Origin of the sequence: Sorangium sp. So ce362, assembly GCF_051519845.1 — a bacterium.
Taxonomy (GTDB): domain Bacteria; phylum Myxococcota_A; class Polyangia; order Polyangiales; family Polyangiaceae; genus Sorangium.
Genome location: NZ_CP150332.1, coordinates 6,566,194 through 6,587,741 on the forward strand (window position 1 = coordinate 6,566,194; position 21,548 = coordinate 6,587,741).

19 protein-coding genes and 1 pseudogene are annotated in these 21,548 nt (G+C 71.9%); 8 read left to right on the plus strand and 12 right to left on the minus strand.

The window, feature by feature from the left end; genetic code table 11:
- Positions 1-54 precede the first annotated feature (54 nt).
- The 3 genes from WMF17_RS24965 (at position 55) to ribA (ending at position 5,088) form a co-directional block, all read left to right on the plus strand.
- Positions 55-1,986, plus strand: a complete 1,932-nt coding sequence (locus WMF17_RS24965) for a type VI secretion system contractile sheath domain-containing protein (protein ID WP_437643607.1) — start codon at positions 55-57, stop codon at positions 1,984-1,986.
- 764 nt (positions 1,987-2,750) lie between these two features.
- On the plus strand, positions 2,751-4,199 hold the full coding sequence (locus WMF17_RS24970; RefSeq protein WP_437643609.1) for an FAD-dependent oxidoreductase: 1,449 nt from the start codon (positions 2,751-2,753) through the stop codon (positions 4,197-4,199).
- Positions 4,200-4,329: 130 nt separating this feature from the next.
- Entirely contained in the window at positions 4,330-5,088 is a 759-nt protein-coding gene (gene ribA, locus WMF17_RS24975; protein ID WP_437595642.1) for a GTP cyclohydrolase II, read from the plus strand.
- 113 nt (positions 5,089-5,201) lie between these two features.
- Here ribA and WMF17_RS24980 read toward each other — a convergent pair whose 3' ends face one another.
- From WMF17_RS24980 to WMF17_RS24990, 3 genes are all read right to left on the minus strand, one after another.
- The gene (locus WMF17_RS24980; protein ID WP_437643610.1) at positions 5,202-5,744 is read right to left on the minus strand and encodes a hypothetical protein; all 543 of its coding nucleotides are present in this window, start codon (positions 5,742-5,744) and stop codon (positions 5,202-5,204) included.
- A gap of 260 nt (positions 5,745-6,004) precedes the next feature.
- Entirely contained in the window at positions 6,005-6,862 is an 858-nt protein-coding gene (locus tag WMF17_RS24985) for a phosphatase PAP2 family protein (protein ID WP_437643612.1), read from the minus strand.
- Between the two features lie 143 nt (positions 6,863-7,005).
- The gene (locus tag WMF17_RS24990; protein ID WP_437595645.1) at positions 7,006-7,689 is read right to left on the minus strand and encodes a TetR/AcrR family transcriptional regulator; all 684 of its coding nucleotides are present in this window, start codon (positions 7,687-7,689) and stop codon (positions 7,006-7,008) included.
- A gap of 169 nt (positions 7,690-7,858) precedes the next feature.
- Here WMF17_RS24990 and WMF17_RS24995 point away from each other — a divergent pair, with 169 nt between their 5' ends.
- Positions 7,859-9,079: an acyl-CoA dehydrogenase family protein gene (locus WMF17_RS24995; RefSeq protein WP_437595646.1), complete on the plus strand. Its 1,221-nt coding sequence runs from the start codon at positions 7,859-7,861 to the stop codon at positions 9,077-9,079.
- A gap of 6 nt (positions 9,080-9,085) precedes the next feature.
- Here the strand turns inward: WMF17_RS24995 and WMF17_RS25000 are convergent, their stop codons facing one another.
- The 5 genes from WMF17_RS25000 to WMF17_RS25020 form a co-directional block, all read right to left on the minus strand.
- Entirely contained in the window at positions 9,086-9,502 is a 417-nt protein-coding gene (locus tag WMF17_RS25000) for a class I SAM-dependent methyltransferase (RefSeq protein ID WP_437643614.1), read from the minus strand.
- 15 nt (positions 9,503-9,517) lie between these two features.
- Complete coding sequence (locus WMF17_RS25005; protein ID WP_437595648.1) at positions 9,518-10,000, minus strand: DUF1348 family protein; 483 nt, start codon at positions 9,998-10,000, stop codon at positions 9,518-9,520.
- 125 nt (positions 10,001-10,125) lie between these two features.
- On the minus strand, positions 10,126-11,220 hold the full coding sequence (locus WMF17_RS25010; protein ID WP_437595649.1) for an MBL fold metallo-hydrolase: 1,095 nt from the start codon (positions 11,218-11,220) through the stop codon (positions 10,126-10,128).
- Complete coding sequence (locus tag WMF17_RS25015) at positions 11,217-11,792, minus strand: TetR/AcrR family transcriptional regulator (protein WP_437595650.1); 576 nt, start codon at positions 11,790-11,792, stop codon at positions 11,217-11,219. Before WMF17_RS25015 ends, WMF17_RS25010 begins: the two co-directional genes overlap by 4 nt.
- A 230-nt stretch (positions 11,793-12,022) precedes the next feature.
- Positions 12,023-13,534, minus strand: coding sequence for a sialate O-acetylesterase (locus WMF17_RS25020; RefSeq protein ID WP_437643616.1), 1,512 nt, complete (start codon positions 13,532-13,534; stop codon positions 12,023-12,025).
- A 399-nt stretch (positions 13,535-13,933) separates the two neighbouring features.
- On the opposite strand from WMF17_RS25020, the gene WMF17_RS25025 reads away from it, so the two are divergent.
- Together WMF17_RS25025 and WMF17_RS25030 are read left to right on the plus strand one after the other, a co-directional pair.
- A complete protein-coding gene (locus tag WMF17_RS25025) occupies positions 13,934-14,728 on the plus strand; it encodes an SDR family NAD(P)-dependent oxidoreductase (RefSeq protein WP_437643618.1) in 795 nt (264 codons plus the stop codon).
- Position 14,729: 1 nt separating this feature from the next.
- Positions 14,730-15,257, plus strand: coding sequence for an RNA polymerase sigma factor (locus WMF17_RS25030; RefSeq protein WP_437595653.1), 528 nt, complete (start codon positions 14,730-14,732; stop codon positions 15,255-15,257).
- A gap of 13 nt (positions 15,258-15,270) precedes the next feature.
- Here WMF17_RS25030 and WMF17_RS25035 read toward each other — a convergent pair whose 3' ends face one another.
- Both WMF17_RS25035 and WMF17_RS25040 read right to left on the minus strand, forming a co-directional pair.
- Positions 15,271-15,882, minus strand: a complete 612-nt coding sequence (locus WMF17_RS25035) for a DUF417 family protein (RefSeq protein WP_437643620.1) — start codon at positions 15,880-15,882, stop codon at positions 15,271-15,273.
- Positions 15,883-16,229: 347 nt separating this feature from the next.
- Positions 16,230-18,176, minus strand: coding sequence for a di-heme oxidoredictase family protein (locus tag WMF17_RS25040; protein WP_437595655.1), 1,947 nt, complete (start codon positions 18,174-18,176; stop codon positions 16,230-16,232).
- A gap of 426 nt (positions 18,177-18,602) precedes the next feature.
- Between WMF17_RS25040 and WMF17_RS25045 the strand changes: the two genes are divergently transcribed.
- Entirely contained in the window at positions 18,603-18,881 is a 279-nt protein-coding gene (locus WMF17_RS25045) for a hypothetical protein (protein WP_437604384.1), read from the plus strand.
- Between the two features lie 49 nt (positions 18,882-18,930).
- Here the strand turns inward: WMF17_RS25045 and WMF17_RS25050 are convergent.
- Positions 18,931-19,065, minus strand: a pseudogene (locus WMF17_RS25050) (MerR family transcriptional regulator); the annotation flags it as partial.
- Positions 19,066-19,553: 488 nt separating this feature from the next.
- Between WMF17_RS25050 and WMF17_RS25055 the strand changes: the two are divergent.
- Complete coding sequence (locus tag WMF17_RS25055; RefSeq protein WP_437643622.1) at positions 19,554-20,207, plus strand: FMN-binding negative transcriptional regulator; 654 nt, start codon at positions 19,554-19,556, stop codon at positions 20,205-20,207.
- Between the two features lie 110 nt (positions 20,208-20,317).
- Here WMF17_RS25055 and WMF17_RS25060 read toward each other — a convergent pair whose 3' ends face one another.
- Positions 20,318-21,442 (minus strand): LamG domain-containing protein, encoded by a 1,125-nt coding sequence (locus WMF17_RS25060; RefSeq protein ID WP_437643624.1) that lies wholly within the window; start codon positions 21,440-21,442, stop codon positions 20,318-20,320.
- Positions 21,443-21,548: the final 106 nt, after the last annotated feature.

A 21,548-nucleotide genomic window follows, 5' to 3' on the forward strand; every position in this document is an offset into this window, starting at 1 on the left:
GCGCGGAGCTTAGCGCTTCTCGCGCCGAGAGGTGACGCCTATGCTGCGAGGGCCATGGCGGAAACGATCAAGGGCGTTCTGGGCGACGAGTTCAGGTTCCACGTGGGCGAGGACGGGGGCGCCGTGGAGCGGGGGCCGCTGCTCCCGCTGCGCGTGCTCGTGATCGCCGATCTCACCCCGCGCGATCCCCACAACGCCGGGGCGAGCCCGCCCGCCGGCGCGGCCCGCGTCGACGCGAGCCGGTTCGATAACCTCTTCGCGATACTCCGGCCGCGGATCGCGATCGAGGTGCCGAGCGTGCTCGCGGGCGGCCGGGCCGCGCGCGTCGACCTGTCGCCCACCGGTTTGAAGAGCTTCCGGCCCGACGCGCTGTGCGCCGAGGTGCCGCTGCTGCGCTCGCTCCTCGACGGCCGGCGCGTCCTCGAGCGGCTACGCGACGGGTCGGCCACGCTCGATCAGGCGCGCGCCGAGCTCGATCGGCTCTGGGGCGGCTCCCCGCTCGTGCGCGACATCCTCGGCCTGCTCCCGGCGGAGCGCGAGGGCGCGTCGCCGGGTCGACCCGCCGCGCCGGCGCCGGAGCGACCCGCCGCGCCCGCGCCGGCCTCGGACGTGGACGCGCTGCTCTCGATGGTTGATCTCGGCGGCGGCGGGGACGCCGGCGCGGTGCCCCCGCCGGCGGAGGCGGGCGGCGCCGGTCAGAGGCCCGCGGAGGGGGGGCGGTTCTCGGAGCTCATCGCGACCGTGGCGGCGAGCGCCCGCCCCCGCGCGGGGCAGGCCGCTCGGCCCGCCGAGGCGATCGGGCAGATCGAGCGCGCGATCGGCGCGCAGCTCGGCGCGATCCTGCAGCACCCGGAGGTGCGGCGCCTCGAGGAGGCGTGGCGGGGGCTGAGCCTGCTCGTGGACCGCGTGAAGGCGGCGGAGGGCGTCCGGGTCGAGGTCGTCAGCGCCCGGCCGGACGAGGCGGCCGGCGCGCTCGCGCGGGTGCTCGCGCAGACGGCGAGATCCGAGCCGCCGGCGTCGGTCACGATCGTGGACGTCGCGATCGACGGCAGCGCCGCCGCGCTCGCGCGGCTCGAGGCGATCGCGCGCGTCGCCGAGGCGCACGCGCTCCCCGCCGTGGTGAACGGCGACGCGCGGCTGCTCGGGGTCGACGATCTCGACGGCATCGAGCGGCTCGACAACAAGGCCGCGCTGTTCCGCGCGGCGCACCGGGCGCCGTGGCGCGCCGCGGCGGCGCGGCCTTGCATGCGGTGGGTCGCGATCGCCATGAACCACGTGCTCGGCCGGATGCCCTACGACAAGTCGAGCTCGCGGATCCGGGAGGCGGCGATCGTCGAGCAGCCGGGCGACGAGGGCGGCCGCGTCTGGATCGCGCCGGCGTACGTCGTCGGCGCGCTGATCGCGGCGAGCTTCCGCGAGACGGCGTGGCCGTGCCGCATCGCGGGCGCGATAGGCGGCGGCGTGGTCGGCGACCTGCCGGTGCACGAGGTGAAGGGCGCGTACGAGGGCGACGAGGGCGTCGCGATCCCGACAGAGGCGTTCGTGTCGACGGAGACCCAGCGCGATCTCTCGAAGAGCGGCGTGCTCCTGCTCGCGTCGGCCCCGAACAGCGACGCCGTGTACGTCCTCACCGCGCCGACGGCCTATGTCCCTCCGGAGAAGCTCACGTACGACAGCCCGACGGCCGAGCCCGAAGAGCGCCTCGAGCGCGTCTCGCTCGTCGACCAGCTCTTCGTCGCGCGCGTTGTCCAGTTCCTGCGCGCGCTCTGCGCGAAGCTGCCCGCGGACAGCGACCCCGCGGAGGTGCAGCCGGTCGTCGAGGGGGCGCTGTGGACGCTGTTCGAGCGCGCGCCCCCGGCCAGCATCGAGCTCGCGGTGAAGGCCGGCCGCGGCGAGGGCGGGGCGCAGATCGCGGTCACGGTGCGCCCGCGCCGCTTCCTCGGGGTCGGGCTCGACGAGGTGTCGCTCGAGCTGCCGCTCGGCTGACGCCTCGGCAGGATTGACGCCGCCCGGCCCGCGGGGGAAGAATCGCCCGCATGCGGCTCCGCGTCGCGATCCTCATCTCCGTCCTGAGCAGCCTCGTGACGACGTGCGAACGGCCGCCGGCCCCGCAGGCGCCGACGGCCGAGTGCGGCTGCCGCAAGAAATAGCCGCCGGGTTCGCGCATCTCGGCCGGGCCCTCCTCATCGGCCGTCTCGCGAAGAACGACACGGCGGCCCCCCGGGCCGAATCGGCCCCTGTCGCCGCGGAGCACGAGCTCCTCGGGCGGAGTTGACCTGTCTTGCGGGGGGATGAGCTTCCGGAAGACCTGAGATCGCTCACCCCACCTCGGCGGAGCTCCGGCGGAGGAATCCTGCGTGGCGCACTCACACGCACCGCAGAATCGCCACCCGCCATCCGGAGGCATCGTCTCGACACGATCTCTCCGAGGCGGTCGGCCGGCGCTTCTCCGGTGACGACGATGCGCGTGGAACGATCGCCTCTCTCGTCCCGACGGAGCGCATCGGATTGCGCCTTTACGCAGATGCTCCGCCACGCAGTCGCTCATTGCGCAGTCGCTCCTCGGCGCAGTCACCGATTGCTCAGTCGCTCCGCGGTGCAGTCGCTCCGTTGCTCAGTCGCTCCGTTGCGCGGTTGCGCGCGAATTGCGCAGCTCGCGCGACGCGCGCTGACCGACTCCTCAGGAGGCGGGCGTTGCGTCCGCCCTGCGTTCGTCGGGAACGGCCCGCGTATTGCAATCCCGACGCCGCATGAAGCCTTGCACCCAGCAGAACATCCGCTCCAACCACTCGTTCGCCGGCCGCAGGGCCGTGGTGATCGGTGGGAGCATCGCGGGCCTGGTCGCAGCCCGCGTGCTCGCCGACCATTTCGACGAGGTGGACGTTATCGAGCGCGACGGCATCCCCGACGACCTCCGCGAGGCCCGCAAGGGCGCGCCGCAGGCCCGCCACCTCCACGGCCTGCTCGCCCGGGGAGAGCGCATCCTGAACGACCTGTTCCCCGGGTTCACCGAGGACCTGATCCGGGACGGGGCCGTCGCGTACGACTTCGGGGTCGGCCTCGCCTGGCACCACCTCGGCGCGTGGAAGCCGCGCTTCCATACCGGCGTCCAGACCGTGTGCATGACCCGGCCGCTGCTCGAGGCGCACGTGCGCCGCCGCACGTTCGCGCTGCCCGCGGTGCGGCGCCTGGATCGGCGCGATGTGATCGAGCTCTCGGCCTCTCCCGATCGCTCCCGGATCACCGGCGTCGTGGTCCGGCGGCGCGACGACCCGGGCGGGCTCGAGGAGCTCTCGGCGGACCTCGTGGTGGACGCCAGCGGGCGCGGCTCGCGCGCGCCCGTGTGGCTCGAGGCGCTCGGCTATGCGCGGCCCGACGAGTCGACAATCCAGGTCCGGGTGGGGTACGCCGGCCGGCAGTACCGCCCGCGGGATCCGGCGCAGGTCCCGTGGACGTCGCTGTACGTCCTCGGCTCGCCGTCCGATAGCCGGCGGTTCGGCTGTATCGCGCCGGTCGAGGGCGGGCGCTGGGTCGTGGTGCTCGCGGGCCTGTTCGGCGACCACCCGCCCGCCGATCCCGAGGGCTTCCTGGAGTTCGCGCGCGGGCTGCCGAACGACGCGCTCTACCGGGCGCTGCTCGGGGCCGAGCCGGTGACGGACATCGCCACCTACAAGTTCCCGGCGCACCTCCGGCGGCACTACGAGCGCATGGCGAGGATGCCCGAGGGGCTCGCCGTGCTGGGCGACGCGCTCGCGAGCTTCAACCCCGTTTACGGACAGGGGATGACGTCGGCCTGTCTCCAGGCGCTCGCGCTCGACACAGCGCTCGCGGAGCAGCGCCGCCGCGCGGGCCCCGGCGCGATCACGGGGCTCGCGCGCCGCTACCACGTGGCCGCCGCGAAGGCGGTCGATCTGCCGTGGCAGATGTCCACCGGGGAAGACCTCGCCTACCCCGAGACCGACGGCCGGAGGCCGCTCCTCCAGCCGATCCTGCGCTGGTACACCGGCATGCTGCACCGCGCCGCGCAGGTCGATCGCGAGGTTTACGTGCGCTTCGTGCGCGCGATGCACATGCTCGACGGGCCCGAGGCGCTCGTGGATCCCCGCCTGATCCTGCGCGTGCTGCGCGCGGGGAGATCGCCCTCGCCGCCCGGGGTGGCCGCGGCCGCCCCGACCCACCGGCAGCCCGCCGACGCCTGAGCGGCCCCGGCTGCCGCCTCGCGGCGGAGCGCGGCGGCAGGCGTTGCCTGCCCGTCCTGTTCTGGTAAGAAGTACGCGCATTTACCCATCACCGCTCGGCGCGCGAGGCGGCTCCTCGCGGAGGCAGGACATGACCGACCCGATGAATCCGCTGCTCGAGCTCGTCACCCGGGATCGAGAGCACGACTGCGATGGGTATGGCCACGTGAACGTCTGTGTGCGGGTGGTCGGCGTCGCCGAGCTGCCGACGCGCGCCGGTCATTTCCGCATCGTCGCGTTCTGGAACAACCGCGACGCCAAGGAGCACATCGCGATGGTGCACGGCGACGTCGTCGGCGCCTCGAACGTGCCGACAAGGCTGCACTCCGAGTGCCTGACCGGCGACGCCATGGGCTCGCTGCGCTGCGACTGCCGCGATCAGCTCCTCGAAGGGCTGAAGAAGATCAAGAGCATGGGGCGGGGCATCCTGCTCTATCTGCGCCAGGAGGGCCGCGGGATCGGCCTCATCAACAAGATCCGCGCGTATGCGCTGCAGGATCAGGGGCTCGACACGGTCGACGCGAACCTCGCGCTCGGCTTCCGCGACGATGAGCGCGACTACGCCGTGGCGGCGCACATGCTGCACAGCCTGAACGTGAGGTCGGTCGAGCTCATCACGAACAACCCGGACAAGATCCAGCAGCTCACGCAATACGGGGTGTCCGTGACCGGGCGTATCCCGCACGTGATCCGGCCGAACGATCACAACCGCTTTTATCTGGAGACCAAGGCGAAGCGGTCGGGTCATTTCATCGATACGTGGGGCAAGCCGCACCTGGTCGAGCAGAGCGATCCGGTCGTTGTCGACGGGATGTCACCGCCCCGGTCCGAGCCGCCCCCCGCGAGCTGAGGCGCCGCGGGAGGGGGCCCGGGCAGAGCGGCGTCTGCGCCCGGCGGCCTCCATCGAGGTCGGTCAGACTCGGTCAGGCTTCGCGGGCGCCGCGCGGCGCTGTCGTCATCGTCTCACGGCGCGGCGAGCAGGCGGCGCACCCGGCCCGCGTGGGGGCTCGACGGGAACTGCGCGAGGAACGCGTCGGCGCGGGCGCGCGCGTGGTCGGCGCGCCCGCGGCGCAGCAGCGCGTCGATCGCGATGAGCTCCCGCTCCGCCGCGAGCCGGCCGTGGGGGAACTCGGCCCGGTGCTCGTCGAGCAGGGCGAGCGGCGCCTCCGGCGACCGCGCGAGCGCGGCCCTGATCGACGCGAGCCGTCCGGCCTCCTGGAGCAGCTCGTCGCGCTCCAGCAGGGCGGCCCCCGGCGCGGCCGGCCGAGCCGCGGCACCGCCCTGGCCGGCGCTCCTCGAAGCCAGCTCCCCGCGCGCGGCGGCCCGAGGCGGCGGCTCGGCGCCGGGCACAGGCGCCCCGAGCGCCTGATCGCTGCAGCCCGCGAGGAGGACAGGGAGCGCGGCGGCGAGGCCGCCTGCGATCCATCGATGGCGTGACGAATGGTGAACGACGTTCATGTCGCCGGACTCCTTCATGCGGCCGAGCTGACGGATCTCCGCTGACACGGGCTCGCGCCGAGGCGCGCGCCCATTCCCGGCCGCAGCTCGCCGTCGCCGATGCCGCGGGGGCGGCACGGCGTAGTCGACGTGTTCGGTTCGCGCTCCAGCAACGGCGGCTCGAGCGCCAGCATCCGTGGCTGACAGGCGTAGTGTAAAAATCGAATACCGCTTTGTCAACTCTACTTACATAGGTCGTCTGAAAGCAGCGTGGGCTCTTGTCGAAGGCGGCGGTCGCCGCACTCGGCTCACACTCGGCTGAAAAACGCTCAAAACGTGCCGGCGATGCCCGCGCCGACGCCGCCGCTCGCGGGTGCGAGCGAGAGACGGAAACCCTGCGTGTCCGGACCGGCAACGCCCGGGCGCGGACCGTGAAACAGAGCTGGAATCAGCACGCCGGCGGCGGAGCCGAACACGGCGCCCGTGAGCACATCGGTGAAATAATGGCGGTCGCCGGCGATGCGCAGATAGCCGGAGAGCGCGGCGATCGCCATTCCTTGCGCCCATACCCACGGCGCCGCGCGATAGCCGCGCATCGACGCCACGGTGCCGCTCGCGGCGGCGAGGGAGAAGGCGGCCGTGGCGTGGCCGGAGAAAAAGGAGAGATCGTCGTCGTGCGGGACGGGGCGCGAGCAGCTCTCACCCGCGCAGAGCACATCCTGGTTGTCGTGGCGGGAATAGGGCCGCTGGCGGCCGACAAGGTACTTGGTGAGCTGGTTCAGGCCCATCGCCACCACCATCGCTTCGGTGACGATCACGAGGTCGGCGGCGGTGTTCTCGGAGCGGCCGTCGTACCACGCGGCGAGCGCGGTGAGGCCCAGCGCGGAGGCGGGCGCGACGCCGAAGACGGTCACGTTGCTGAGATCATGGGCGGTTTCCGGGTCGCCGCTCCAGACCAGCGCGTCGCGGATCGACGTGTCGAGCGCGTTGGCCGCGCACCAGCGGCACGACGCGGGCGCGAGGCCCTTCTTGGAGAGCTCGGAGATGACCCACCCGGCGCCGCCGACCACGGTGATCGGCAGATCGATCTCCGGCCGGTACGTGAGCTCGGGAGACGGCTCGGCGGCGGCGGCGGCCGGCGACAGGGTGGCAAGGAGGGCGGGCAGAGCGATCGCGGCGGTACGCACAAGGAGCGCGAGCGTAACCCGGGCGGCACGGCGCGGGAATCGATGCGCGCCGGGGATCGCCCCTCCCCTCCGCAAGGTGCCGCCGCTTGCCGGTGGCGCCCGCCTCGGGTCGCCGGCGGCGTCCACCGGGGTCGCCTCCCCGCTCAGGCGCGCGACGGCCCGGGCGCGGTGACGAGCAGCCCGTCGAGCAGGCGCGCGTGGGCGTCGTCGACAAGGCGCCGGAGCTCCACCGGGCCGGCCTTGGACAGCGCGCCCGCCGCCGCGAGGGTCGCGAGGCCGTGGTGCATCGCCCAGATCGGGACCGCCAGCGCCATCGGATCGCCCGGCGGGAACGCCCCGGCGCGCTGCGCCTCCTCGATGAACCCGAGGAGCACCCCGAGGTTCTGCGACGTGGCCGCCGCGACCCGCGGGTCCTCCACGTTCACCTCGCCGGAGTACATCACGAGGAAGGGCGCCGGGTGCTCCAGCGCGAAGCGGACATAGGCGAAGCCGGCGGCCAGGAAGCGCGCCCGGAGCTCGCCGCCGGCCTCCTCGAGGGCGGCCGAGATCTGCGCGCCGAGCGCCGCGCTCGCCTGCACCGCGAGCTCCGTCATCAGGGCGCGCTTGTCCGCGAAGTGACGGTACGGCGCGGCGTGCGAGACGCCGATGCGCCGCGCGACCTCGCGCAGCGTGAAGCTCGCGTTCCCCTGCGCCTCGATGAGCGCGAGGGCCTCCTCCAGCACGGCGCGCCGGAGGTCGCCGTGGTGGTAGGGCCGGTCGGCGGCGCGCGACGCGGGAGCAGGAGGGGTGCGCGCGCGCGGGCGGCGGCGCTTCAGGGGGGGAGCCACAGCGCAGGCGCACGGTACCACGAAGTCGGCCCGCCGCAGGGCCCGCGGGACGGCCGCGGCGAAAATGTTGGCAGTGGAAACTTTCGAATGTTGCCAGTGTCATCATCGGGCGCGCGGGCGGCCCGGAGGGGCCGGCGCGCCGTACCCCCGTCCAGGAAAGGAGCCCCGTATGTCCGAGCCCCGTCGATCCCCCGATCGCGAACACCTCCTCGCCGCGGTGGAGCGCGTCCGCGGCGTCGCCGCCGCCCACGCCGAGGCGTCCGAGCGGCTGCGCACGCTCGCGCCTGCGGTCGTCGACGCGCTGCGGTCGAGCGGCCTCCTCGCGATGGCCGCGCCGCGCGCGCTCGGCGGCGCGGAGAGCGATCCGCTGACGCAGCTGGAGGTCTTCGAGGCGATGGCGCGCGCGGACGCCTCCGCGGGGTGGTCGCTGATGATCAGCGCGCTGCTCGCCGCCCTCGCCGGGGGCACCTTGCCCGACGACGGGGCCCGGCAGGTGTTCGCGGGGCCGTTCCCCACCTTCGCAGGGCTCCAGGTCCCGAGCGGCCTCGCGCGGCGCGTCCCGGGGGGCTACGTGCTCGAGGGCCGCTGGGCGTTCGGCAGCGGCGTGCGGCACGCGCGCTGGGTGTTCACCTGCGCCGTCGTGGCGCCGGAAAACGGGGCCCCTCCGGCGGGGCCGCCCGAGATGATCAGCCTCGCCGTCCCCATCGAGCAGGTGGTGCTCGAGGACACGTGGGATGTCGCCGGCCTGCGCGGCACCGGGAGCGATCACTACCGGATCGAGGGCGCGCTCGTGCCCGAGGCGCTGACGTGCCCCTTCCCGGGGGCCCCGCGGCGGCGCGGCGGCGCGCTGTACGCGATCCCCCTGATCGCCCAGCTCGCGGCCGGTCACGTCGGCTTCGCGCTCGGCGTCGGGCGGCGCGCGCTCGACGAGATCGCCGCGGTCGCTCCGCGCCGCATCAAGGCGTGGCCGCAGCTCGCGCTGGGCAGCCACGCGGCATTCCACATGGACCTCGGGCGCGCGGAGGCGAAGCTCGCCGCGGCGCGCGCCTATGCGTTCGACGCCGTGGGGCGGATGTGGGACCGGGCGCGCGCGGGGGAGGCGCTCTCGATCGAGGACTGGGCGGCGATCCGGCTCGTCCAGACCTACGCGACCGACGTCGCCGCGGAGGTCGCGGGCTTCGCTTACCGGGCCGGCGGCGGGGGCGCGCTGTACGCGGCGAGCCCGCTGCAGCGCTGCTTCCGCGATATCCACGCGGCGACGCAGCACATCGCCGCGACCGACGACGCCTACGAGTTCGCGGGGCGCGCGCGGCTCGGGATCGCCGAGCTGCACCCGATGCTCGCCCCGCGACAGGCCGCGGGCGGCGACCAGGAGCGACAGGCCGGCTGATCGAGCTCACTCACGGGGCCGGGGAACCAGCAGCGGAAAAGCGGTGGCCGTGATCCGTGCGTGATTCGACCAGCGCGGGCAGCTTGCCACGGCGTCGGGCGAGCCGCCGGCGACCGGCCAGGCATCGTGAATGTCGTGCTGCACGAAGCGGACGCGGGGGGAGACCACGCGGGCCCTCGCCTGCCGCAGCATCCCTTCGGAGAAATCCAGCGCGAGGACGCTCCCCGCGCGCTCGGCGAGCCACTGCGTGTTGCGCCCGGTGCCGCAGCCGATCTCGATCACGTCACGGCCGGCCAGCTCCAGGCCCCGTTGCCGGAGGACCGCGGCCGAGAGCTCGCGGGTCCGGTTGGGATCGTCATCGTACGTCGCGGCCCAGCGATCGTACGCCGTGGCGATCTCGGGCCTGCTCGGAGAGGCGGTCATGCGCCTGCCCGCCGCCTAGAGCCCGAGCTCGCTCAGCCCCGGGTGATCGTCCGGCCGGCGTCCGAGAGGCCAGTGGAACTTCCGGTCCTCCGCCGCGATGCGCACGTCATTGATGCTCGCCTCGCGCCGCCGCATCAACCCGTGGGCGTCGAACTCCCATTGCTCGTTGCCATGGGCTCGATACCAGCTCCCGCTGTCGTCGCGCCATTCATAGACGAAGCGCACCGCGATCCGCTCCTCCGTGAACGCCCAGACCTCCTTGATCAGCCGGTAGTCGAGCTCCCGCTGCCATTTGCGGTGCAGGAACGCCTCGATCGCCTCCCTCCCCTGGAAGAACTCCGCCCGGTTCCGCCAGCGGCTATCGACGGTGTACGCCTGAGCCACGCGAGCGGGCTCACGGCTGTTCCAGGCGTCCTCAGCCAGCCGCGCTTTCCGGGCGGCGGTCTCGGCGGTGAAGGGCGGCAACGGCGGACGCGGCGCGGCGGGATCCTGGCTCAAGGTGCACCTGAACGAACCTTCGTCCAATCTCCCCTTCCCGGCAACCCCCTTTTCGCGCTCGGCTCCCCAGCGGCTCTCCGGGGCTCCCCCGCTCCCCTCCTGCGGCCGGTACGCGCACGGCCGGCTCAGCGCGGGAGGGGCATCCACGCGCCGTCCACCGGAACGTGGATGTGCGCGGACAGGCGCTTCGTCGCGGCGCGCTGCACGAACGCCGTGACCGGCTCGCGGTAATGGCCGAAGGTGGTGTGGTGGATCGGGATCACGTGGCGGGCGCGGAGGAGCGCCGCGGCGGCCACGGCCTCCTCGGCGTCCATCGTGCGGAGGCCGCGCGCGCCGTCGACGCCGACCGCGCCGAGGTGCGGCAGCCAGAGGTCGATGGGCGCGAAGCGGGCCGCCACCGCGCGCATGGGATCGGTGAAGACCGAATCGCCGGTCCAGTAGATCGAATAGGGATTCTCGCCCTCCCAGCGCAGCACATACCCGTTCCCCTTTCCTAGCGTCGCGTCGAGCGCCGCATCGTGGGTATGGTTCGCCGGGACGGCGAGGATCCGGAGGCGGCCGGCGCGGGTCGGAATGACCGTCTCGCTGTCCCAGTCGAGCGGCGTCAGCCTCGTGAACCCCGCGGCGCGCGCCGCCTCGGCCGCGTCGGGCGGGAGGACGAAGGGGACGTCCTTCGGGAGCGTCTCCTTCGCGACCGCATCGAAGTGGTCGGCGTGGTTGTGGCTGAGGAGGATGACGTCGAGGCGCCCGAGCGGCTCGGCGGGAGGATCCGTGTAGCGGGCGACCGGCGCATTCTCGACGCCGGTCGACGGGTGCTTCGGGAAGACGAACGCGGCAGGCCCGCGCGGCCCGAGGACGGGATCGGTGAGGAGCCGGAGCCCGTCGCGCTCGAGGATCGCCGTCGGACCGCCACGCCACTGGAGACGCGCGCTCGAGGCCTCGGCGGCGGTCGATGCGCCTGCCGAGGGCCCGGCGGCGGCCGATACGCCGGCCGATACGCCGGCCGGCGGCGCGCTGGCGTCGACGCGGTTCGCCGGCGCGCACGCGGCCAGGGAGAGCGCGAGCAGCGGTGCGGCGAGGGCGGCCGCGCGCGCCGGCGGCGTCCGCGGGAGGCGCGCAGAGCGCTCGCCGTACCCGGGCACCGCCCCGGTGAGATGAGGGTCCGGAAGCTGCTCGGCACATCGAATCGACCCGCTCGGGACACGCATGCTCTGGTTCATCGTCGTCGCCTTCCTGGCCGCGCTGTGGCGAGGAGCACCTCGGCGAGGGAACGCGCGCGCGCGGCGGCGCCCGGTCCCCCCTCGCGGACGGCGGTCACCGTCGCGCCGTCGATCAGCAACAGGAGCTGCGGCGCCAGCGCGCCGGCGTCCGGCACGCCGGCGTCGCGCAGGAGCCCCTCGAGATAGTCGATGAGCCGCTGCTTGTGGCGCTGCGACGCCTCGTGGGCGGGGTGGCTCCGGCTCGCGACCTCGACCATCGTGTTGAGGAACGCGCACCCGCGGAAGTCGTTCGCGGCGAACCGCTCGGCGAACGCGTCGAAGACCGCGAGCGGTCGCTCGCACGGGTCGCTCGCGAGCTCCTCGACGCGCCCGGCCAGCCACGCGCGAAAGCGCGCGTCGCGCGCGTCGAGCACCGCCACGAGCAGCTCGTCCTTGGTCCGGAAGTGGCGATAAAAGGTGGCCTTGGCGACCTCCGCCTCGGCGATCAGGCGATCGACGCCGACGGCGCGATACCCCTCCGCATAGAAGAGGCGCTCCGCAACCTCGAGGATGTGCCGCCGGGCGTCGCTCACGTCCCTGATTAAGACAGACAGGTCTGTCTTGTCAAGGGCGCGTCGCCGCCGGCGCGAGCGCTCGGCGTGGAGCGCCAAGAAAGGAAGGGAGAAGACCCCTGTTTCTTCTCTTCCTGTCCTGGCGTCCTTGGCGCCTCGGCGGTTCACCCGCTCTGTGTCGCTGTACCCGACGCGGCCAAGCGCCGCTGCGCGGCGCGAACCCTCCCTCGCACCGGCGCCGCCCCTTCACTTCACGGGACGCTCATCTCGAACGCCACGCTGTAGTTCGGCTGGGCCTTGCCCGTGACCGAGCCGACGAACGGATCCGAGTCGCGCAGCTGACCCCAGCGCGTCGTGCCGCCCGCCATCGACGTTCCGTCGGTCGTCGCCGCGTAGCCGACCATCACGCCGGAAGCCGGGAGGCTCCGCGCCGTGATCTTCACCGCCTCGCCGTCGATCTCGACACCGCTGATCTCGATCCGGGTGTTGCCGCTCCAGAGCTCGAATCCGCGGCCCTGCGCCCACTCGGTGAACGCCGTCTGGTGGGGAGACGGCAGCGCGCTGTCCCAGACGAGCGGCGGCACCGGGACGTGGAAGCGCACGGTGACGACGTCGCCGCTGCGCTCGACGCGCGTCGGCTGGAGCGGCTGCCAGTCCTTCCCGAGGACGACCTTCTCGAAGTAGACCTGGCCGTACTTCTCGCCGAGCTGCTGGTACCCGCTCGCGTTGAGGTGGATATGATCCTGCGCGTACGGATACTGGTACTTCGGACCCGAGCAGACGATATCGCCCGGATGGGTCACGCCCACGCGCCACTGCGCCAGGGTCGATGTCGACCGCGAGCCCACCTCGGTGTGCACCGAGTGCTGCTGAGATACAAGCATCGGGATGCTCCGCGACTGCCCGGTGAGCGGCGGGATGTCCTGGTTGTAGTCGGACCACAGCTTGAACAGCTCGTCCTCGTAGGTCGCGCTGCCGGCGTCAGACTCGCCGTGCGTGATGAGGATGGCGCCGACGCCGAAGGTCTTGCCGGCCTGGCTGGCGAGCCGCGCGATCGCCTCGGCCTCGAACAGCGTCGCCGCGTAGGCGCGGCCCATGGACGTGGCGCCGCTGGCCACCTCGGTGGCGCCCTTCCGGAGGACGCTCATCGGCTGGCCGCTCTCGCCGACGACGGTGTGCACCGTGACGTGATCGCCGCCCGCGGCCGCCTTCACCAGCGACGAGATCTGGTCGGCCATCGCGGTGTGGGGCGTCTCGCCGTAGAGGTTCTTCGGGTAGGCGCTCGGGTAGGTCGTCGCGAAGTTGCGGATGGGCTCGACGAGCGGCACCAGGGAGAGGGCGCTGCTCTCCGGATCGAACGGCGGCACGCTCGCGTCCCCGAGGGACAGCTTCAGGTTGTTGAAGCGCTGCTGCGTCCCGATGGGCGGCGTCCCCTCCGCGCCGACCGACAGGCTCTGTCCCGTGCCGACGATGCCGGTCCAGTCCCAGGCCGGCGCCGGAGGTACGCCGCCGCCGGTGCCGCCGGTGCCCACCGAGCTGCCCCCCGTCCCTGCGCCGCCCCCCCCTTCCGCCGCGCCTCCGGAGCCGGCGGAGGCGCCGGAGCCGCCGGCGCCGCTCCCGCTGCTCGTCGCGCCCTGACCGCCGGCGCCTGCGTCGCCCCCTGCGCCGGAGGATGAATCGCTCGATGAACCGCACCCGAGCCCCATCAGGAGAAGAACGAGGATACCTGACGAGCTGAGGCCCAAGAACGATGGTTTTCGCATGATGGCTCCTTGTCGCCCACGAGCTGGTCCGCAGATCCCTGCATGCGGGAGAGTGGATCACCGGTCCTCGCGATCGAGGCGGGACCGGCGATGCCGCGGAGGCGATCCGCGCTGGCGTCAGGCACGGCTGTCCAGGGCCACGGCGCAGGGCGCGGGCTGTGGTGCGCGGTAAGCGCATAGTAGAACCAAACCGGTTAAGCTTGTCAAGTTTTCAAGGCTCCACTCGATACGCTCTCACTGTAATACAAACAACACGTGCTCGCTCCTTCGCCTGCGCACCGTGAGGGGCCGCTTTCACGCCACAGCGCTGCCGGGCGAGCCATGAGGAGGAGGATGGACTAGGCCCTCCCCCTGTCGCGCGGGGAGCGGCGTCGCCCCCCGCGCCGAGGAGGACCCATCATGGACCTGCGAATTTCTGGTCAACGAGCGATTGTCACCGGCTCGACCGCCGGGATCGGGCACGCCATCGCGCAGCGCCTCGCCGGAGAGGGGGCCGAGGTCATCATCACCGGGCGCACCCAGGCTCGCGTCGACAAGGCCGTCGCCACCCTCCTCGAGCAGGCGCCCTCGGGGCGGGTGCGCGGCCTGGCCGCGGATCTGGGCACCGAGGCGGGCTGCCGCACGCTCATCGAGGCCACGCCCGACGCCGAGATCCTCGTCAACAACGTCGGCGTCTACGGCCCCAAGCCGTTCGAGGAGATCACCGCCCGCGACTGGCAGGAGATCTTCGCCACCAACGTCATCTCGGGCGCGCTGCTCTCGCAGCACTACCTGCCCCGGATGCTCGCCCGCGGCGCGGGCCGGGTCATCTTCATCTCCAGCGAGTCGGCGGTGCAGATCCCGGCCGAGATGATTCACTACGGCGTCACAAAGACCGCCCAGTCGGCCCTCGCCCGCGGCCTCGCCGAGCTCACGCGGGGCACGGCGGTGACCGTGAACTCGGTCCTGGTCGGGCCGACCCGGTCCGAGGGCGTCGATCGCTTCGTGACCGATCTGGCGTCGAGCCGCGGCGCGAGCGTCGCGCAGGTCGAGAGCGAGTTCTTCACCACCACGCGCCCGACCTCGCTCCTCGGCCGCTTCATCACCACCGAAGAGGTCGCCAACGTGGTCGCCTTCCTGGCGAGCGGGCTCGCCGCGGCGGTGAACGGCGCCGCCGTGCGCGCCGAGGGCGGCCTCTTGAAGGGCGTCTTCTGAGATGAGCGACAAGGGATTTCTGAGCTGGGTGACGCGGCTGGTCCTCCTGCACCGCCGCGATCTGCTGGGGGTCGCGAGGCACCAGGGCCTCGCGGCCGAGGACGCGCTCGACGCCGTGCAACAGGCCTTCGTGACCTTCCTGCGATTGCCCCACGCGCGCGCCCTCACCGACGAGGAAGAGGACAGCCGCAAGCTCCTCACCGTCCTGGTGCGCAACGAGGCCCGCAATGGGCGGCGCCGGCATCATCGCAGCCGGCCGCACCTCGGCGACCCCGCGGCGATCGAGGAGCTCGATGCCGGCGCGCCCTCGGTCGAGGCGCTGATCGCTGCGGCCGAGGCGCACGTGACCGCGCTCGGCTGCATCGACCGCCTCGGCGAGGTGCAGGCGCGGGTCGTGACGTTGCGGCTGCTCGACGAGCTCCCCGGAGAGGCCGTGGCGGAGCAGCTCGGCCTCACGGCCAACCACGTGGCCGTGCTCCTCCACCGGGCCAAGCAGCAGCTCCGCGAGTGCATCGACGAGCGAGCCTGAGCGGAGCGATCGCTCACGCCGCCGGGCCGACGGCTCCGGCGGGCGCTCTCCTGGGCGCGCGTCGCGCCATGTACTCTCGAGCGGACTGGGCCATGGTGACCAGCGCGGCGCCGAGCATGATCGCGTCCTTGATCACCAGGCGGCCCCGCCCGCTCAAGTACGGGAACCCGTGCTCCGCGTCGCCGAGCTTCGGCACCCAGCTCTCGGGCGTGGTGATCAGGAACGACAGGGTGACGACGGACATCCCCACCACGAGGAGGCTGCCCACCGCGCCGAGCTCGGGCCTCCAGTAATGCGCGGCGATCAAGAGGCCAAGGCCGACGATCGCCGCGCCGAGCCCCCACGAGAATCGATAGGTCCCGTTGGCCTCGTGCCAGGCCCGGTTGGCCGCCACGAGCTCTCCCTCCTTGTTCATGTGCCTCGTGTACTCGGGCGCCGGGTGTTCGTAGAAGAAGCTCATCGCCGGGCTGTTGGCGACGAAGGGCACGATGCCATCGGCCTCGTAGGGAAACGCCTTGAGCCCGCCGATCCACAGGAGCACGGTGATCAGCCCGATGCGCAGCGCGTGCATTCCGAGGCGATCGGCGCGCGCGGCCCATCGCATCGCAGCTTGGAACCAGGTCATGGGAATGCCTCCAGTCAGGGGAGCCCGGGGCCGGAGACTGCCCGGCCACGGGGATCACCCGCAGAGGTCGCGGAGCCGCCGGGCGTTACAAGGCGCCGCGACTTTCTGTCGGCGTGCGTCTCCAGCCCGTGCTCTCCACCCACGCCGCCAGGTAGGGCGCGCTCGCCTCGCGCCGCTGGAGCAGCACAAGGAACGGCGACGTCACCTGGAAGGACCGGGGCGGCGCGCGCTCGGCGAGGCGCTCGCGGCGTGGCTCTGGTCGCGGGGGGTCCGGGAGGACGCGCGGGGCGTGTCGCTCCAGGGCGAGCGGCTCCCGCGCGAAGAGAGCCCGCTTCGCGGCTGCTTCTTCAGAGTGCTTCGAGGAATTTCACGACCTGGAGCTGCTCTTCACGGCTCAGGCGGCGCCACCTCTCCATCACGTTCTTCGCCTCGCTCCGGTTCGGGCTGCTCCGGCGGCATATGTCGTACTCTGCGATGTCGAGCGTCGGCCTCGGGCAGAGTGAGTCATCGGGCCCGCCGTGCGCGTTGGGCGGCGGCGACGGCAGGTCATGGAGCTCGATGGCGGCCAGGAGCGCCTCATCGAGGTTCGTGATCACCAGACGCTCGTTGACGGCGCCCGCGTAGCTCGCCACGGTCTCGGCAGGGCGGAGGACGTTCAGGAACACCCGCGCGTCATGCAGGAAGGGCGCGCCCGTCTTGCCGATGCCCATGAGCGGCGGCGTCCTCCACTCGTTGCCCATCGCGCGACCCTGATCGGGCAGGGCGAAGTCGGCGAGGTTGCGGCTGATGCCGGGGTAGGGCGCCGGCCTGAGCGCCTCTGGGCGGACGAACGGGAACTTGCCCATGTCGTGGATCAGAAGATCGGAGAAGAGCGGCGCCCAGCGGTTGCTGAGCAGCTCGCCGCCCACCCTCGCCGGCGATCTCCCCGTCCTCATGATCGGGATGTGGCAACCGACGCAGTTGAGCTTCCGGTCCGCTGCGATGCCGCGGTCGGCGTCCGGATCGCCGAAATTCGTCGGCGTCATCCCGGGCACCATGCGGCTGCGGAACGCCTCGAGATCGACGCCGAAGAGCCTCGCGCCTGCGTGGATGTCGGCGGCGAGCGGCGTCGACGGTGTGGGTTCGAGCAGCTCGGACGCAACGTCAGGGATCCCGAGCAGGCGCAGGAGTGTGCGCAGATCTTCCACCGCCTCGGCGGTGAGCTCCGGATCGGGGACGATGTCGCAACCTCGGCCCTGGTTTTCCTGGTTCAGGGGTTGCTCGGTCGGAAGGAAGGGGCTCGTGAGCCCGATCTCCCCCTGTGTGCCGCCGACGTCGAACTGAAGGAGCGTCGGCCCTGCCGCCCGCAGCCCGAACCGCGAGAGCCGCACCTCGGAGTCGCCCCCGACGAACGCGAGGTCGGCGCGGTTCTCGTTGTGCCTTCCGGAGATGCAGTCGTTTGCACAGAGGCGCGAATCCGGGGATGGCGGGAGCGACGATGTGCTGCCCTCGACATCCTCTGGATCTTCGTTGGCCAGGATATCGCCGGCGTAGACAGCCTCCATCAGACCGCGCCCGATGTAGGGCGGAGCGGCCCGCTCACCCACCGCCCGCACGAACCCGAGGTCGCTGATCCCGGTGACCGGATCCGCGCCGCCCGCGAAGTTCGGATCGATGGACTCGGGCGGGATGGTGTCGATCTCGCAAAGTGGGACGGACCTGACGTGTTGAATGGGTCCGCCGAACTGCGTGAGCGGATCGAACCTGCCGGTGATGACGTTGAAGTCGCCGAAGAGCGTGAACGAGGCGGTTGGCGGCGGCTGCGAGCGCGAGATCTCCGAGTAGTCCGTCACGCCCTGCCGTCCGGCACGGGAGACGGGGGTGCTCTCGAAGTTGAGGTCGGCGGGCGGGCTCCAGAGCCTGCCGAGCGCCTCGGACTGGTTTCTCTCGATGTCGTCCGAGTTCAGATGGCAGCCGAGGCACCTCGGCTGGTTGAACATGGGCCCGACGCCCTCTTCTTGCGTGTGGATGGTGATGAAGAAGTGAAGCGGGCTGTTCGCGTCATCCGGGTCCAGGAAGCGGCGCTCGGCCGGCGTGGCCTCGGGGTACGTGAGGTGCTCCGCGTCGTTCCTCGCGCCGAAGAGCTCCCGCGGTACGCGCACGACAGGACGGAGCGCGCCCGGATCCGACGGACCTGCGATGCCGGCGAGGTCGTCTTCAGTCCCCGGGCCGCCTGCCCCGCCGGTGATCTCGCCCGTACATCCTGCCGCAGCCAGGGTGGCGAGCACGCTATGCATCAAGAATCTAGTCTTCAATGTCCCCTCCTCATAACCGACCGTGGTGGATCGCCGGCAATCCGTCCGTCCGGCGCCTGCGCGCGTCCGACGTCTCTGGAGGACTGCGGAGGACGCGTTCTGCTCCCTCCCGTCGGTCCTGCGGCGCGCCCAGTGGCCTGACGGCGCAGGCATGACGGGGACACTCGCGGATGAGCTCCTTCTTCGTGTTATGGGCACAATGCATCATTTGCGCGCAGCGCCTGTGTGATAAGGAGCCAGCGACTATCTCGACAGGCAGGAAATCTGCCAGGATGACGAAAGAATCTGCGACGGTGTCCGATGTTCGGAGCGCATGAGGCGTCTGAACCGTCGTGGTCGCGACCGCCGTGGCGGCTACCCCAACCTGGGTCGACGCGCGACGGTCGCCGCTACCGGATCGCGGCGCAGTCGAAGAAGGGAGGCGTCGTGCCCCGGGGTCCCTCACATCCGTGGGCCGACGGCTCGCTGCGGCTCCACACCTTTGCGACGGTGCTCGGGCTGATGCTCGTCAGCCTGGCACGCATCGCCCTTGGCACCGACGCCTCCGCCGCGCTGAGCAGCGCCATGATGGACAGCCTCGGCGACATCCGCGCCACGCTGGTCCGGACCGCAACGGGCGCCCAGGGACGGCGCCCCACGATCCCGCTCGCGCCCGAACTGAACCCAGAACAGCGCCAGCCTTGCGCCGGATTCCCAGCTTCTTGATCGCGAGCGCCCGCAGGAGGTGCTCGCGGCCGCACGTCGTACGGCGGCCGCGGAACGCGAGCTTGTGCATCAGGCCCTCCGCGATCCAGTGCTTGATCGTGCCGGTGCTCACGCCGGCGGCGCGCGCCAGCTCGACGGCGCTGTAACCGCGCGGGGCGACAGGGGGCGCAGGGACCAGGGGCATCGAGACATGCCTAGCCGAAGAACCAGACAAAACTCGACGTAATCTAGAAAATGCGTCCTGGATTCGAGGTACATGGAAGCTACAACGAGAGTTTCGTCGCTCTGATCTGGATAAATACGTGCTTGATCCAGAGAATTAACTCAAAAAACTGGGTCGAATCACCCTGGATCTAGAAAAACAGCTCAGAAATCGAGCAAATCGGGCCACTCTTCGTGCCCGCTCGATGAAGACATGGCCCGGCTCGACTTCCGGGCGCCGGCCTCTCGACGCGCTGCTGCCGCTGCTGCTGAGTCGCACACCGATATCAAGCCGTCCCGCGAGGATATCCGCATGGTTCCTCTCGTCGTCGCCCGAAATCCCAGGCGCTCTCTCCGGGATAGGTCCTAAGCTCTCGGGCCGATGGATGTCGTCTCCGACCCTCCCCTACGAGGAGGAGGTCTTCGAGCACCGTCGTCTCCGGCGGGCGCTCCGTGGTACACCCTGCCGGCATGACGACGGGCGTGCCGCGATCCATCTACCTTCCCAGGGCCTTCGAGGCACACGACCTCGCTGGTCTCCACGATCTCGTCGACGCGCACCCCTTCGGCATGCTCGTCGCGCCCGGGGAGGACGGCGTGCCCATGATCGCGCACCTGCCCTTCCTGCTCGATCGCGACAGCGGCCCTCACGGCACCTTGCTCGCGCATGTCGCGCGGGCCAACCCGATCCGGCGCGCGCTTGACGGGAGCACGCCGGTCCTGGCCGTCTTCCGCGGGCCGCACGGGTACATCTCGCCCGGGTGGTACGCCTCGCGCGACGACGTGCCGACCTGGAACTACGCCGTCGTCCACGCGCACGGCGCGCCGCGGGCCATCGAGGACCACGACGCGCTCCTCGCGCTGCTCGCGCGCCTCTCCGACGTGAACGAGCACGGGCAGCCCGACCCCTGGAGCGTCGCGGAGCTCTCGCCGGAGAAGCGAAGCGCGCTGCTCCCCGCGATCGTCGGCCTCTCCATGGAGATCACGCGGATCGAGGGCAAGCTCAAGCTCTCGCAGAACCGCCGCCCCGAGGATCGTGACGGCGCCATCGCCGGGCTGCGCGCGCGGGGCACGCCCGACGACCGCGCGCTCGTGGATCTGATGGAGCGCGCCCGCCCTCGCTGAGCCGTCAGACCTCCGCGCTCTTGCCGACCTGCGCTTGAGGCGGAGGTGGTCAATGGCCCGTACCATGTCTCGAAGCCCCCCTCCTCGCGCCTCCCCGCGCGTCCTCTCGCCTACGGCGCGGCGAGGGCCGCCATCTCGTCGGCCGAGAGGGCGCGGTCGTAGATCCGGAAGTCGTCCATGTACCCCTTGAGGAAGGGATCCGCCTCGAACTGCGAATCGCCAAGGAAGTTCCTCATCGTGGGCGCCAGCTGGGACGGCTTCACGTCGTCTGGAGGCGCCGGCGTGGTCGATGCAACGGAGACACCATCGATCCATATCTGGTACGTGCCGCTCGAGATCGTGACGGCCACATGCTTCCAGACGTCGACGGTCAGCGGGTTCGGGACCGCCACGATCGCCTCGTTTTCGTCGTTGTAAACCGCGAAATGCAGCTCCCCGGCAGCGTTGGACGGGGTGAGATACATGAATCCGTTACCGCCGAAATCGAAGATGCGAGACCACATGTCGATGCTGCTCAGGTTGACCCAGGTCGCGATGGTGAGATCGTCGAGGCCGTCGATGAGGGCGTCGGGGAGATCGACGAAGGGGTCGGCGCCCTGCAGGCTGAGCGCGCCGCCGATTCGCCCCGTCGGCGACCATCCGGCGCTCCCGGCGAGCGTGGCGTCATTCGCGTTCCCCGACGCGTCGCTGGCGATGAGGCCGGCCTCCTCGTCGAACGTATAGTGCACGACGAGCGTCGGAGCCGGCCCGGCGCCGCCGCCGCCGCCCGCTCCGCCGCCGCCTTCACCACCGCCGCTGCCGCCGCTGCCGGTCGCACCACCGCTGCCGCCTGCGCCGCCGCTGCCGGTCGCACCACCGCTGCCGCCGGCGCCGCCGCTGCCGGTCGCACCACCGCTGCCGCCGGCGCCGCCGCTGCCGCCATCACCACCGCTGCCGCCGGCGCCGCCGCTGCCGCCATCACCACCGCTGCCGCCGGCGCCGCCGCTGCCGCCCGCGCCGCCGAGGCCGCCTGTCCCCTCGCCGCCCGCGCCCCCGATGCCGCCCGTCCCCTCGCCGCCCGCGCCGCCCGTGCCAGGCGTGGTCCCGCCGCTGCCGCCTGAGCCGCTCGTGGTGGAGCTTCCACCCGACGTCGTCCCGCTGCCGCCGCTGCCGCCATTGCCGCCGCTTCCCGGGTCGTCATCGCTCGATCCGCATCCGGTGGCGACTGTTCCGAGCATCACGGCCGTGAGCAGCATGGCCCCGAGACTACCCGACAAGATCGATGCCTCTCTCATAGCATCCTCCAATGAAGCGATTCCTCGAGCATCACGGAACGGTCCGACGGTGCTCGAGAAGGGTTGT